At 38.6% G+C, this 13,796-nt stretch carries 19 protein-coding genes; 8 read left to right on the top strand and 11 right to left on the bottom strand.

Annotation, left to right across the window (positions count from 1 at the left end):
- The first annotated feature begins 2 nt into the window (after positions 1–2).
- Entirely contained in the window at positions 3–554 is a 552-nt protein-coding gene (gene infC / locus GA0116959_RS03025) for a translation initiation factor IF-3 (RefSeq protein ID WP_081405741.1), read from the top strand.
- Between the two features lie 60 nt (positions 555–614).
- Here the strand turns inward: infC and GA0116959_RS03020 are convergent, their stop codons facing one another.
- Positions 615–992 (bottom strand): SPFH domain-containing protein, encoded by a 378-nt coding sequence (locus GA0116959_RS03020; protein WP_092718520.1) that lies wholly within the window; start codon positions 990–992, stop codon positions 615–617.
- A 192-nt stretch (positions 993–1,184) separates the two neighbouring features.
- On the bottom strand, positions 1,185–1,643 hold the full coding sequence (locus GA0116959_RS03015; RefSeq protein WP_092718273.1) for an Hsp20 family protein: 459 nt from the start codon (positions 1,641–1,643) through the stop codon (positions 1,185–1,187).
- Between the two features lie 330 nt (positions 1,644–1,973).
- Here GA0116959_RS03015 and GA0116959_RS03010 point away from each other — a divergent pair, with 330 nt between their 5' ends.
- The 3 genes from GA0116959_RS03010 to GA0116959_RS03000 all read left to right on the top strand — a co-directional run bounded on the left by GA0116959_RS03010 (position 1,974) and on the right by GA0116959_RS03000 (position 3,394).
- A complete protein-coding gene (locus GA0116959_RS03010; protein WP_092718270.1) occupies positions 1,974–2,597 on the top strand; it encodes a glutathione S-transferase N-terminal domain-containing protein in 624 nt (207 codons plus the stop codon).
- A gap of 87 nt (positions 2,598–2,684) precedes the next feature.
- A complete protein-coding gene (locus tag GA0116959_RS03005) occupies positions 2,685–2,969 on the top strand; it encodes a hypothetical protein (protein WP_053578761.1) in 285 nt (94 codons plus the stop codon).
- 2 nt (positions 2,970–2,971) lie between these two features.
- Complete coding sequence (locus tag GA0116959_RS03000) at positions 2,972–3,394, top strand: YqaA family protein (RefSeq protein WP_053578760.1); 423 nt, start codon at positions 2,972–2,974, stop codon at positions 3,392–3,394.
- Positions 3,395–3,636: 242 nt separating this feature from the next.
- Here the strand turns inward: GA0116959_RS03000 and GA0116959_RS02995 are convergent, their stop codons facing one another.
- Positions 3,637–4,371, bottom strand: a complete 735-nt coding sequence (locus GA0116959_RS02995) for an energy transducer TonB (RefSeq protein WP_092718268.1) — start codon at positions 4,369–4,371, stop codon at positions 3,637–3,639.
- 542 nt (positions 4,372–4,913) lie between these two features.
- Here GA0116959_RS02995 and rpmI point away from each other — a divergent pair.
- Positions 4,914–5,108, top strand: a complete 195-nt coding sequence (rpmI, locus tag GA0116959_RS02990; RefSeq protein ID WP_004672526.1) for a 50S ribosomal protein L35 — start codon at positions 4,914–4,916, stop codon at positions 5,106–5,108.
- Positions 5,109–5,119: 11 nt separating this feature from the next.
- Entirely contained in the window at positions 5,120–5,479 is a 360-nt protein-coding gene (rplT, locus tag GA0116959_RS02985) for a 50S ribosomal protein L20 (protein ID WP_053578758.1), read from the top strand.
- A gap of 99 nt (positions 5,480–5,578) precedes the next feature.
- Here rplT and GA0116959_RS02980 read toward each other — a convergent pair whose 3' ends face one another.
- The 3 genes from GA0116959_RS02980 to lgt all read right to left on the bottom strand — a co-directional run bounded on the left by GA0116959_RS02980 (position 5,579) and on the right by lgt (position 7,224).
- Complete coding sequence (locus GA0116959_RS02980; protein WP_092718517.1) at positions 5,579–5,944, bottom strand: hypothetical protein; 366 nt, start codon at positions 5,942–5,944, stop codon at positions 5,579–5,581.
- Positions 5,944–6,330 carry a hypothetical protein gene (locus tag GA0116959_RS02975; RefSeq protein ID WP_092718514.1) on the bottom strand — a complete coding sequence of 129 codons (387 nt, stop codon included), beginning with the start codon at positions 6,328–6,330 and terminating at the stop codon, positions 5,944–5,946. Before GA0116959_RS02975 ends, GA0116959_RS02980 begins: the two co-directional genes overlap by 1 nt.
- An 81-nt stretch (positions 6,331–6,411) precedes the next feature.
- The gene (gene lgt / locus GA0116959_RS02970; RefSeq protein ID WP_092718266.1) at positions 6,412–7,224 is read right to left on the bottom strand and encodes a prolipoprotein diacylglyceryl transferase; all 813 of its coding nucleotides are present in this window, start codon (positions 7,222–7,224) and stop codon (positions 6,412–6,414) included.
- A gap of 93 nt (positions 7,225–7,317) precedes the next feature.
- On the opposite strand from lgt, the gene GA0116959_RS02965 reads away from it, so the two are divergent.
- Positions 7,318–8,100, top strand: coding sequence for an NRDE family protein (locus GA0116959_RS02965; RefSeq protein ID WP_092718263.1), 783 nt, complete (start codon positions 7,318–7,320; stop codon positions 8,098–8,100).
- Positions 8,101–8,138: 38 nt separating this feature from the next.
- Here the strand turns inward: GA0116959_RS02965 and GA0116959_RS02960 are convergent, their stop codons facing one another.
- The 4 genes from GA0116959_RS02960 to tatA all read right to left on the bottom strand — a co-directional run bounded on the left by GA0116959_RS02960 (position 8,139) and on the right by tatA (position 12,078).
- Positions 8,139–10,388 carry a PhoX family protein gene (locus tag GA0116959_RS02960; protein WP_092718260.1) on the bottom strand — a complete coding sequence of 750 codons (2,250 nt, stop codon included), beginning with the start codon at positions 10,386–10,388 and terminating at the stop codon, positions 8,139–8,141.
- Between the two features lie 170 nt (positions 10,389–10,558).
- Positions 10,559–11,332: a twin-arginine translocase subunit TatC gene (tatC, locus tag GA0116959_RS02955; protein ID WP_171256857.1), complete on the bottom strand. Its 774-nt coding sequence runs from the start codon at positions 11,330–11,332 to the stop codon at positions 10,559–10,561.
- An 8-nt stretch (positions 11,333–11,340) separates the two neighbouring features.
- Positions 11,341–11,838, bottom strand: a complete 498-nt coding sequence (tatB, locus tag GA0116959_RS14475) for a Sec-independent protein translocase protein TatB (RefSeq protein ID WP_092718254.1) — start codon at positions 11,836–11,838, stop codon at positions 11,341–11,343.
- A 6-nt stretch (positions 11,839–11,844) separates the two neighbouring features.
- Complete coding sequence (gene tatA, locus GA0116959_RS02945; protein ID WP_092718251.1) at positions 11,845–12,078, bottom strand: twin-arginine translocase TatA/TatE family subunit; 234 nt, start codon at positions 12,076–12,078, stop codon at positions 11,845–11,847.
- Between the two features lie 156 nt (positions 12,079–12,234).
- Between tatA and GA0116959_RS02940 the strand changes: the two genes are divergently transcribed.
- The gene (locus tag GA0116959_RS02940; RefSeq protein ID WP_092718248.1) at positions 12,235–13,110 is read left to right on the top strand and encodes an AEC family transporter; all 876 of its coding nucleotides are present in this window, start codon (positions 12,235–12,237) and stop codon (positions 13,108–13,110) included.
- Between the two features lie 45 nt (positions 13,111–13,155).
- On the opposite strand, the gene rdgB is transcribed toward GA0116959_RS02940, so the two are convergent.
- On the bottom strand, positions 13,156–13,782 hold the full coding sequence (gene rdgB / locus GA0116959_RS02935; RefSeq protein WP_092718245.1) for an RdgB/HAM1 family non-canonical purine NTP pyrophosphatase: 627 nt from the start codon (positions 13,780–13,782) through the stop codon (positions 13,156–13,158).
- Positions 13,783–13,796: the final 14 nt, after the last annotated feature.

The following is a 13,796-nucleotide window of genomic DNA, read 5'->3' as shown; positions in this document are numbered from 1 at the left end:
AGATTAAACAGCCTGACCGTAACCAACAACAAGGTGCTAAAAGCAATCGTCCTGCATTAAATGACGAGATTCGTGCAAAAGAAGTACGTCTCGTTGCTGCAGATGGGGAACAAAAAGGCATCGTTTCACTTGCTGAAGCGTTGCGTGCTGCAGAAGAAGTAGAGCTTGATTTGGTCGAGATCGTTGCTAATGCAGAGCCACCTGTTTGTAAAATCATGGACTTTAATAAACATTTGTTTGATCTGAAGCAAAAGCAAAAAGATGCGAAGAAAAAACAGCATCAAGTTCAGGTGAAAGAAATTAAGTTGCGTCCAGGTACAGATGTTGGCGATTACAACATCAAGTTGCGTGCTATTCTTCGTTTCCTTGAAGAAGGCAACAAGGTAAAAATTACCTTACGCTTCCGTGGTCGTGAAATGGCTCACCAACAATTAGGTTTGGCTCAATTACAAAAAGTTGAAGCAGACGTAATTGAATTTGGTACTGTTGAACAGGCACCAAAAATGGAAGGTCGTCAAATGGGTATGCTCATTGGACCAAAACGTAAAAAATAAGCACTCATTGAATAAAAAAGCACTGCATGGGCAGTGCTTTTTTATGCCTGCCTTTTTTACTTATTGTTGTAGAGGACTACTGTTTTTACCTGCTTCCACAATTGGAATATTGGCTTCGGTCGGTACATAAATAATTTGCTGAATACGACCATCACGTAATGCCTCACCAAAGGCACCAATAAATTCCTGTTTACGGTATTCAGGATAATCTTTCGCGGCTTGACCGACTAATTTTATGGCTTCGGCACGCAATTTCGCACTTTCCAGTTCTGCTTTAGCGACCTGAACTTGAATCATTTTGGATTGCTCAGCTTCTGCTAATGCCGCTTGGCCATCCATACCTTGTTTCCATACTTTATAATGTGGCCAGCCAAAAAGAAATAGACCAATCAGAATGATGAAACAGATAAAAGCGATAAAAATCGTGGCTGGACCCATATTGGCAGGTTTTGAATAATGCATATTTTGCCTATTTTTTTCTTTGCAAATGTTTATGATTTTTTATGTACTGCTTGAGCAGTATATTTCATATAAGCTTCTAAATATCATTTTATTTTTTTGAGGTGATTGTTAAATTAAAACTAGAAGAAATAGAAGAAGACCTGCACATAGGCAGGTCTTTTATACGGTTTATGCATCGACAGTAGTGGACTCTAAGCGTTCAATTCTTTTCCCAATTGGAATTTGTCTCGGCAATTTCTCTTCTGGAATAATGCGCTGTAAGTCTATTTTTAATAAACCATTTTCATAGTTGGCATGCTGTACTTCAATATGTTCATCTAGGCGTAGCGAGAGTTTGAATGAACGACGGGCAATTCCTTTATGTAAAAAATCAATCGCGTTATCGGTTCTTTCTTCCGCAGGTTTACCTAAAATGGTGAGTACTTGATTTTCAAGATTAATCATCAGTTCTTCTTCGGCAAAGCCTGCGGTAGCAACCACAATGCGGTAGTGATGGTCACCCGTCTTTTCAATATTATAAGGTGGATAATTAGGGGTATCACTTTGCATCGCATAATCAAATAGATCATTAAGACGGTCAAAACCGATACTGCGACGAAATAGTGGAGTAAGACTTCCATTACTCATTGATAGAACCTCCTGAGTTTAGCAAAGTTTTATAAATAAGATTTCAAGGCTGTCATGCTGAGCATCAACACTCTGTAAAGCTATAGCTTCACGCGATCATTGCTTTACTTTGAATAAATATAAGTCTGCAATTGAGATTTTCAAGCATTTTAATTAAAAAAATTGAGAAAATCTTAATCGGATAATAAGGGATAAATTAATAGATCAAGCAACTTAATTGTGTTTATTAAGTTTAAGCAAAGATTAAGTTTTTAAGCGCTAAAAGATGCTATAAAGATGGGTATTGTTTCATATTTTAAAGTAAGACTAGAACAGTAAAAGAGAGAGAAAATGATTGATTTATATTATTGGGGCACTCCCAATGGACATAAAATTACCATCGCACTAGAAGAAATGGGCTTGGATTATCAAATTTTCCCAATTAATATTTTAGAAAATGATCAGTTCCAACCTGATTTTTTAAAGATTTCTCCAAACAATAAAATTCCTGCCATTGTTGATCAAGAAGGCCCACGCGGTGAGGCTATTTCAATCTTTGAATCGGGCGCAATTTTACAATATTTAGGCCGTAAAACAGGGATGTATTACCCAAGCGATGAGCAGCAACGTGTTGAAGTTGAGCAATGGCTGATGTGGCAAATGGGTGGATTAGGACCAATGCTAGGGCAAAATCATCATTTCGGGAAATTTGCAGCCGAAAAAATTCCTTATGCCATTGATCGCTATGTCAACGAAACAAAAAGGTTATATGGCGTTCTAAACAAACAATTGATTGGGCAGAAATATGTTGCTGGTGAATATTCAATTGCAGATATGGCAATTTTGCCTTGGGTATTACGCTACGAATGGCAGAACATTGAATTAGAAGATTATCCACATGTAAAAGACTATATTGAACGCTTAACCGCAAGACCTGCTGTTCAAAAAGCATTATCTATTCAAATGATTCCTTAAAAGTGAATCATCTGGAACTGTGATAAAATAAATAATAATCACAAAAACCACCTGAATGGTGGTTTTTTATTGGATGCACAGACCACAATGAAAGAATTCTTTTTAAATTTGACACGTATTATCGAAGCGAATGCCAGAATTTACTTAAGTGTTATTTTTGGTATTGCCTTATGTTTAATGATTTTTGTTGCAGAAGCAGTCCATATTCAAAATTTTGCGGCTACTTTGAACACGAATGACCAACAGATTTTACGTGAAGCGATTCAGCCTTTAACCGAGCGTTATAGTTTAAGTCGGTATATTGTTTTGGTTTTAACCATTTTTTGGTCGAGTTATGAATATAGATCGACCAAGAAAAAACTTGGGCTTTAATCCTGAGCTTATTGCTATTATTTTGTGCAGCATTTGGTGCTGCAACTCTGTTGCCATTGCAATCAGAAGCAGTCTTGGTAGGCGTGTTATTACAAGATGATTATCCAGTTTATATCGTGATTTTGATGGCAAGTCTCGGTAATGTTTTGGGTTCATGTATAAATTGGTATTTGGGTTTAAAAATAGAACAATTTAAAGATAAAACATGGTTTCCTGTTTCAGCGCAGAATATGCTGAAAGCTCAAAAAATTTATCAAAAATATGGCTACTGGTCATTATTCTTGAGTTGGCTACCGATTATTGGTGATCCAATCACTTTGATTGCAGGTTTACTCAAAGAAAATTTTTGGCGATTTTTATGCATAGTCAGTGTTGCCAAATTCGCACGTTATTTATTCGTGTATTTGGCTTTTTCTTTGTTCTAAAATAAGTGGTTCGAACCAGAATGGTCGATGGTTTTGACTTGAATGATCAGAGTGAAATTTTAAAATATGGATGCATCATCCTTTCACTTGAAAGAATCAAAAGTGATGAATGATGCAAGTCTGTTGACTAAAATGAGCAGGAAAAATCCTTCTCTTTTTGAAATGACATTTTTATGATGAGGGAAAAAAGTGTGGTATTAGAACACACCTATGTATCCATAATTATTTTTACGCAAAATGGATTAGTCACATTGATCTAAATCAAACTTGATTTCATCTTTAAGTGTTGATTTTTTATAAATCCAATATTGACGTTGAACATCGACCTGTACATTAGATACGGCTTGAACAAGCATTTGATCTAAGGCAAAAATGCCTGAGCCTTTTTTAATTCTAACTTTTTTGACATCCCCTTGTTTATTGACTTTAAAACTAAATTTAATTGTACGATTATGCCCATTTAATTGTTCAGAATTGAGCGCTAAAGTGGGTTGAGTTCGATAGGAAAAAGAAGTTTTTTTCGCTTTTTGCTGAGCTTGCCAATTTTTAGAATTAAAGCCATATTGGCAAATTTCACGCTCATGATCTGGACTCAGTTTGAGATTAAATGCTTGATAGCCAATTTGTGCAATCGCTATATTATTCTCAATATGAGGTTTGACATGCGCATTATTTACGGCTTTCAGTAAGCGTTGGTCTAAGTCACCTAAACCGGTACTTTCTTGCACAGTGGCTTTGCTGATTTGACCTGTTTCATCAGCATAGATACGAATAATGGCACTCCGATTTTGGTCTTTTAAATCTTCATTCTTATATTCGGGTTGAGGAAATTTGGTCCATTGAATACGCGTGGTCAAATGAGCAGGCAACGCTGCACTTTTTTGAACAGAAAGTTGTTTGGAGCTTTTAACTTCAGCGCTATAAACAGCACTTAAGGGGAGGCTCATGAGTAGAGAAAAACACAATATTTGTTTCATAAATTCTATTTCTTTAGTTAAATCATGGATAAGAGCAAAAGCAGATTATTATTCGAGGCAGAGTATTTCCTGAATTAGGCAGACTGGCAAGTCTAAAAAATGAATACGCGTACTTGAACATGCTTTTGAGTCCTCTCTCTTGCGCAGATATATCAGCCTAACAGTGATCTTAATCAGATCACTGTTAGGCTGATATCATCTCTGATTGCTCTAATTATAAGAATATTGATTTGCGCTCTCCTAAACTCTCATTTGAAATAATGTTTGGGTTGGTTTTTAATTTCTATGTGCAATGAATAAGGCTTATACATCCACGTGTATTTGCATACCAACAAATATGTAAGCAGGGGAAGGTAACATGATCGTGGATAAATACCCTTACCAGTACGATCAGGAGCAAAATAAACCAGAATGTGTGCTGTGTTTTTCCGAAGAGGTGCTTTTGTTTTAAACAAATATACTTTAGAATACGCGCTCCCTTACCTGCAGGTCGTTTTTGCAATGGTGCAGACGCTCCGAACAGGTGTTCAAAAGAGGTTGTTATGCCTAAGATGAAAACTCGCCGTGGTGCAGCTAAACGCTTTAAAGCGACTGCTAACGGTATCAAGCGTAAACAAGCGTTCAAACGCCACATTTTGACCAAAAAATCTGCTAAGCGTATTCGTCAGTTACGCGGCTGTGTAATGGTTCACGTGAGTGACGTTGCTTCAGTTCGTCGTATGTGCCCATACATCTAAGGAGATTATAAATGGCTCGTGTAAAACGTGGTGTACAGGCGCATCGTCGTCATAAAAAAATTCTTGCTCGTGCTAAAGGTTACTACGGCGCTCGCTCACGTGTTTATCGCGTAGCGTTCCAAGCAGTAATTAAAGCAGGTCAATATGCTTACCGTGACCGTCGTCAGAAGAAACGTCAATTCCGCGCTTTGTGGATTGCACGTATCAATGCTGGTGCGCGTTTAAATGGTTTGTCATACAGCCGTATGATCGCTGGCTTGAAAAAAGCTCAAGTGATTATCGACCGTCGTGTACTTGCTGATATCGCTATGCATGATGCAGTTGCATTCACAGCTTTAGCGACTAAAGCTAAAGATGCGTTAGCTGCTTAATCATCTTCGATGATAAAAAAAGACCGCTTTTGCGGTCTTTTTTTATCATCAATTTTCATAAAAAAGGAAAAGTATCAGGATTCAATAAACATATTGAGATTAATTAAATTTTCGATGTGGAAATGTCGACAAAAGAAATAAACCAAGTGCTGCAAAGCCCAATACTTGAAGTATCAGAATAACTTTATGTTCTGCGCTTAAGCTCGAGATTAATGTCATAAGTGCGATCATTGGCATAATCAAAAATAAAATAGAAAATCCACGTTGATAGGGGTTATCTGCTGTTATTTTTAAACTTAATACTCTTAATCCATGCACCGCCATTCCAATGACAAGACTGATCATGGTGAATAGAGGCGAAAGTGGTGCCACTGTAGCGCATAGATAAATCATCACACATGTGGTGATACAAACAATCAGCTTAATTTGTCGTGTACATCGTGCTGAATACCAAAAATCTAAAATCATTTTTGCTCGGTTGAATTATGCTGTCGATTTAAGAAAGACAAAGGTGAGAATAAGCACACTGCTAAAGCCATAAAGCCAATACCTTGAGCACCAGGAACCAAAATTTCACCTTCTTGCATATGCATAAAGATTAAGGCCAGTAATAATGCGATTGGAATCCAATGCAGTAGACGATATAACAAGCCGTTGGGCTTTTTTAGAGCGAAATGAACTTTGCAGTAACGGCATATCAGAAAAATAATTCCCGTTCCCAAATACATGAGGATGGCATCAGGTTTCAAGGGTTGCATCCAATACAACACAGCAGTTGTAATGGCGATGGCAGCAAAAATGATCAGTTTACGCCACATCGAAACTTTAGAATCAAACCAAAATTCAAGCATAATTTTTTGATTAATCAAACGGAATTGATGCACTTTAGCAAAAATAACCATAAAAAAGCGAGGCTTTTGCCTCGCTCACTTTTAACTATTTTTCTGTGGTCCCCAATCGTAAATTTTCTTTTGGTAGGCATACCACATCATCCATAGACCGATCAAAATCATCGGTACAGTGAGGAATTGCCCCTTACTCATCCAGCCGATAAAGAGTTGTCCATTGTCTGGCTCGCGGAAAAACTCTACCACAAAACGTGCAATTCCATAGCCAATCAGGAACAGCGCTGAAACGGCCATACGTGGACGTGGTTTTGAACTGAACCACCACAACACGATAAATAAAATTAAACCTTCAGCCAGTGCTTGATAAATTTGTGACGGATGGCGAACCAATTGCAATGGGTCTGTCGGAAAAATCATACCCAAAGCAAAGTTTGGATCAGTGACTTGGCGACCATAGAGTTCACCCCCAATAAAATTGCCTATACGGCCAAACATTAAACCTGTCGGAACGCAGGGTGCGATGAAGTCTAAGGTTTGAAACCATGTCATTTTATATTTTTTGCACCAGAACAGCATTGCAATCATGACACCCAAGAAGCCACCATGGAAACTCATACCGCCTGTCCAGACTTGAAACAGCCAAAGTGGGTTGGCAAGAAACTGTTCAAAACCATAAAAGAAAACGTAGCCCATACGACCACCCACGACTACACCTAAGGCACCATAGAAAATTAGGTCGGAAACCATGTCCGGTGTCCAGCCATCACGTTGTTTGGTTCGGTAGGTCGCTAGTCCCCAAGCAAATAAAAATGCCAGTAAGTACATTAGTCCATACCAATGCACTTGTAAGGGGCCTAGTGAAACTGCAATAGGGTCAATATTTGGATAGGTCAGCATTCCTGTTCATTCTCGTTCTGTTTTGCACAGATTTTAGCTGAATATAAAGAAAAATGTTGTACATTCAATGTGTAAAGATAATGAGTACAAAATATGTGTATCGTGGCTTTAGCTTGGCATGTCTTGGACGAGATGCCTCTTTGTCTAATTTCAAATCGAGATGAATTTTATCAACGTCCAACCCGTGGTTTAACCCCATGGGAAAATAGTCCAATTATTGCGGGACAAGATTTACAGTCAGGTGGTACATGGATGGGGGTGACCGAATCTGGTCGATGGGCTGTAGTAACCAATTTTCGTGATGGTCAAGATCAAAAGAAATATCCAACGTCACGTGGGCACTTGATCCAGACCTTTTTAGAATCGTCTTTGACTCCGATTAGATTCGCTCAAGAATTGGAAAAAAAGCAATGTGATTATGCAGGCTTTAATTTATTTGTCGGTGATCAAGATCAAGCTGTGTATATGAGCAACCGTGGTGAGGCCCCACAAGTTTTGGCTCAAGGGGTATATGTGGTGTCTAATGGTTTAATAACGGAGCAATGGGAAAAAACTAAACATTTACGTAAGCGTTTTACGCAAGAATTTTTACCAATGTTGCAACAAAGCACCACAGCAGAAGCTGATCTTGAATACACTGCTTGGGATATTTTGGAAGATGAACGAAAAGTGATTGCTGAGAGGCTTCCACAAACGGGGATTAGCACTGAAATGGAAGCTTTATTATCGTCTACTTTTATTCAAAGTCCTGTTTACGGAACTCGTTGTTCAAATTTTTTAAGATTGAAAAATAATACATGGTTGTGGCAAGAAAAATCACAGCAAGGCACAACGCAAGGTCAAATAATTCACTTTAAGATTCCTTTGGTTCAATAAAAAATGCCGACCATAGGTCGGCATTTTATGATTTTATTTTATGCTGTTGTTGCTTTTTTTTCTAATGCTTCACCGGCAATCACACCACCATCTTTACGCGTAATAACGACAGTCGCTGACCTTGGAGCAGACCCCATTAAGCTGTATTTAGAACTTTGGTTTGCAGGCCATGTACCTTCAGGATGCTGAACGTTTACAAAAATTGCTTTGTAATCAGGAGTCATTGTCACACCTGTTATTTCACAGCCACTTGGTCCAGTTAAGAAACGGCGGACACGATCATTTTTTAATTGAGCACCGACAATGGTTTCCTGTCCTCCAGATTTGGTAGAGGCAGCCATTGTTTTGCCACCATCACCGACTTTACCAGGAAGTGCTGCAAGCATCATACAGTTAGTTTCGTCTGTATATTGGCCGTCATCAGTTTGAATCCAAAGCACACCACGCGGGTCGAACCACATACCATCTGGGCTAGAAAAGTCATTCAGATCATCTAAGCCAGATAAGTTAATATTTGCTGCAGCGTCAGCTTCTGCGCCAAACAAGAAAATATCCCAAGTAAAGGTTGTTGCCGTTGTCTTGTCTGCATTTTCATGGAAACGAATAATATGCCCATTCATATTTCCTGAGTTACTTGCACTACCATTTTTTACATCGACGTAACTGCGAGGATTGGCAGCATCGGTCTCGTATGAGCGACCACGGTTAGTGTTATTGGTCAGTGTGACATAGACTTCACCATTTTCTGGGTTGACCGCAACCCATTCTGGACGGTCCATTTTGGTGGCGCCTCGAGCATCTGCTGCTAAGCGTGCATGAACAACGATATCGGCTTGATCACTAAAAGCGTAAGTAGGATTTGATGCATTTAAGCCGTGCTTGTCGAAGCTTAATTCTAACCATTCACCAGTACCGTCATCATTAAATTTAGCAACATAGAGCGTGCCTTTATCCATATATTTATCACCAGCAGTATAACCGCCGTTCATATCTTTTGGATCCCAGACCGCTTCTGTCACAAATTTATACATATATTCGCCAGTGGCATCATCCCCCATATAAAAGGCCAATGGCTGACCTACAATAGGATTACTACAGCGACAGTCTTCATGAGCAAAACGGCCGAGGGCTGTACGTTTGACTGGACGAGCAGATGCGCTGAATGGATCAATTTCTACAATAAAACCACAAGTATTCATGACATTACGATAATCTTGTAGTGCATTGGCACCTTTAATTGAAATATCCCAGCAGTCGTATAAGTCAGGATTTCCAGTAAGTTCTGCTACAGGAGTATTCCAACCATATTGACTATATCGGGCACTTGTTCCACCACGACCATAGCGTTGTAGTGCAACGTCTTCTTTTTGAATTTCACGCGTGTCATTGGCTTTACGGGCAAAATAACCACTCCAGTTTTCTTCTGCTGTTAAGTATGTTCCCCATGGCGTATAGCCATTACCACAGTTACCAAATGTACCACGTGTTAAAGTGCCATCAGGAGAAAAGCGTGTTTTTAACAAGTCAGCGCCACGTGCAGGACCATGAATTTCCATTTCGGTTTGGGCTGTAATACGACGGTTAAAAGGTGAATCTAAATTGATTTTGACATTTTGTGAAGAAGCATCTTTTGTGATCTCAATTACAGATACGCCATGCGCATTTATTTCACGCATGACTTGATCTTCAGAACGTATTCCTTGAGTAATTGCATGAGGAAGATGTAACTCATTTTGAGCAAGATACTCATGGTTTAAAACCAGTAAACCTTGCGTTGACTCTTTGGCCGCATAATTTTTATTGGTAGCGTGCATACCAAAGAAACTCATACCGTCGTGGCAATCGCCAGAACGGAATTTATATGAAGCACCAGATTGTGAAATAGTGTCGATTTTAATCGCATTATGTTTGTTAATTGGATCGCCCACTGCGTACAAAACTTTAACTGCGTAGCCTTCAGGAACACTGAAATAATTTTCAGTATTTTTTTCTACAGCTTTAAAAGAGAGCTTGCTTGGACGCTGTGCAAGATCACTCCATGCATGTTTATCATTACTTTCAGGTGTTGGTGGTTGAGTACCTGTTGGTGGTGTTGCCTCTGCATTATCATCATCTGAACATCCGCTGACAGAAGCTGCAAATGCCAATGCGATTGCACCGCTACCCGTTTTTGCGATAAAACTGCGACGATCCATATATTGGTTTAAAACCGTTTGGAAATGGGTGTTTTTCGAAGTATTGTTATCTTCGATTAAATCTTGGCATGGTGTCATATCATCATTGTACATTTTTTTTCCTTGCTATTATGGCTAGACTGATTTTAAAAATTAATCAATAACTTAGATTGTTGTGATGACATTTAGGTGAAGTTTCTATGACGTTTAAGTGAAGTTTACATTTCATTTTTATGAATAAAAAAAAGCAGCAAAATGCTGCTTTTAAAACAAACAAGGGTGATTTAAAAAGCATTTTCTCGGCGTTTTTCAAGCAATTTTCCAAGGAGTAAACCCAGTTCAAATAACATCCACATGGGTATTGCCAGCATAATCATCGAAATCGCATCAGGCGGAGTGACAAACATCGCGATAAAAAAACAGCCAACTACAATAAAACGACGTTTTTCAATGAGTTGCTGGGTAGAAACCACCCCAATTAATATTAAAATCAAAGTCACCACAGGAATTTCAAAGGTAAAGCCAAAAACTAAAAATAGTTTTAAGCAAAAACTTAAGTAACTATTAATATCGGTCATGGGTGCGACCGTTTCGGGTGAAACACTAATGAAAAAATGCAAAATTGAAGGCAATGCAATAAAATAGGCAAAGGCAATTCCTGCATAAAATAATAAAATACTGCCGACCAATAACGGAAGGGCGAGTGTTTTTTCTTTGGTATAAAGTGCAGGTTTTACAAAGCTCCAAAGCTGATACAGAATACAAGGCATGGCCAATACAAAGGCGACGAAGAAATTTAACTTAAAAGGTGCCATAAATGTGGCGGTGACATCTGTCGCAATCATCGAGGATGTTGCAGGTAATTGGGCACGTAAAGGTTCGGATAAAAGCTGATAAGTCTGGTTAGCAAAAGGCAGCAAGCAAAAAAACAGCACGATTAATAAACCCACACTTTTAAACAAATGCCGACGCAACACCATCAAATGCCGTGTAATTGGCATTTGTTCTAAATCAGAATGATGTTCATCTTTAACAGTGGTCGATAACTGAGAGTGGATGGGATGACTCATACTGCCACCTTGAAATGATTTAAGGGCGAAATTGCAGCTTGTGTATTGAACGGCGCTGTACTGGGCTGTGATTTATTTAAAGAATCTGTATTTGCAGCAGTATTAACACAAGGTTTAGGCTTTTTAAAATACACCCCCTCAAAACGAGAGGAAGGAATAAAAACATAGAAGATGGGAGCATTTTTATTATCGGGTACTGCGTTTTGTTGATTTTTTTCTATTGCAGGATGTGATTGTTGTTGTAGTTCATGCATTTGCGCTTGCATCTTTTGTTCTAATTCTTTGATGCGCTGCATTTCATTTTGCATTTGTTCACGTAGTTCAGATAAACGTAATTCACGATCAATATCATTTTGAACATTACTCACCATACGTTTGATTTTAGCGTACCATTTCCCAGCAAAACGCGCAGCTTCAGGAAGTTTGTCTGGCCCCAGCACCAATAAACTAATAATGCCAAAAGCCAGTAGTTCAGTCATACCAATATTGAGCATAACGTTTTAGCCTGAGTGAGTTTTTGCCGTGGAGTGTTTTTCTGAAGAATGCGTTTGATGTTCAAGCGTTTTAGGTTCATTTAATGCATTTGCAGCCACGTCATCTTCTTTAATCGATTTTTTAAAATCTTTGACTGCACCACCGACATCTTTGCCCAAGTTTTTTAGTTTTGATGTGCCAAACAATAAAATCACGACAATTGCAAAAATTGCCACATGCCAAATTGATAAGCCCGCCATGCTTTATTCCTCTTTTTAAATTAAGCACTATCTGAACATCTTGCGATGACATTGGTGTGACTAAAACATTTCAATTTAAAGACAAACTCAATGAAAGCTGCTTTTTATCATTCATTTGGTGCTAGCATATTTTCATGAATCATTCAGGAGGATGCCTTGGCTTTGTTACTCCCGATTTTGGGTTTTCTATGTGGTTGGGGACTCGCTTTAACGCCATTCTCTACACATCTAAAGGGATTATTGTCGAAATTATTGGCACAGCTTTTTATTCCGATTGTGATTATTTACAACATGGTATTTTATCAGTCGGGTAGTTTGAGCTTAATGGTCTTTAGCTTTAGTGTGGCTGTGCTCATGTTTTATCTTTTTCAATTTATTTTTAAAGATCAATTACGTGCACTTTGCATGAGTTACGTCAATTTAGCGTGGTTAGGCTTTCCTTTTGCTTTGGCTTTATTTGGTCCAGAAGTGAGTGCAGCAATGGTGGCGTTATATATCGGCGGTTCTGTATTTGGCAATATATGGGCTATTACCGCAGTGAGTTCAACTCCTCAGCCTGTATCTAAAGTCATTAAAAAAGTGATATTGTCTCCGCCTGTTTGTGCTCTATTCATTGCGCTTATTTGTCGAATATGGGGTGTACAACATCTGCAACAGCATCAGTGGATTGATGTGATTTATAGCATGGCTAAAGTGGGCATGAGTTTTACGGGCATGTGTGTATTGGGAATGTGGTTGCAGCAAACGCAGGTTTGCTTGGCTGATTTACGACGAAGTAGTCAAGTTTCTTTCATGAAAATTGCTTTCGGTGGTGTGATTTGTAGTTTCACTTATTGGTTTATTCCGATTGAAAATATTGAACAATATATCGGTGTAATGTTCCTATTATTCTGTTTGCCACCTGCTGCTAATATTGTGGCATTAGAAACCCATTATCAAGGCACAGGAAAATCAGCTCAATATATTGCTTCGGGTACAATTGTGAGTTGTATCGTGGTGACTCTATATGGTGTGATCCTGCATCTAGTCTAAAACTCCTCTCACTTTTTTATAAGGAGAGGAAATCGAATAAATGAATTATGTGTTTAGACTGGCTTTAAATAATTGCATGGCCTGACCACGGTGACTGATCTTATTTTTTTCTTCTTTAGACAGTTCAGCACTACAAATATTCAATTCAGGTAACCAAAACAAGGGATCATAGCCAAAGCCATTTTCACCACGTGCCTGTTCTAAAACTTCGCCTGTCCAAATTCCTTGAAAAATTTGGGGTAGTGGGTCCTCAGCATGCTGAACCAAAGCCAATACACATACAAACATGCCTTCAATTGCTTCACCATCTTTACGGAATGGTTTAAGTTTTTGTAGCAGTTTCTCGTTATTGGCCGCATCATTGCCATGCTCGCCTGCAAAGCGTGCAGAATAAATACCGGGTGCACCACCCAGAATTGGTACACAAATACCGGAATCATCTGCAATTGCAGGCTTACCTGAAATTTTAGACGCGTGGCGTGCTTTAATAATCGCATTTTCAACAAAACTTAAACCATCTTCAATCGCATCTTCAATATTCAGTTTTCCTTGTGGAATCACTTCAACAGGAAGATGAAGTCCAGCAAATAATTTTTCAAATTCTGCGATTTTTCCTTTGTTATTGCTGGCGAGGACTAAAGTACCTTGAGATAACCAATCTTGTGCAGACATTTTATAAAAGCTCC

Origin of the sequence: Acinetobacter albensis (genome assembly GCF_900095025.1) — a bacterium.
Classification (GTDB): domain Bacteria; phylum Pseudomonadota; class Gammaproteobacteria; order Pseudomonadales; family Moraxellaceae; genus Acinetobacter; species Acinetobacter albensis.
Note: the sequence above shows the minus strand (reverse complement) of the source record. Positions and strands in the feature narration are given on the sequence as shown.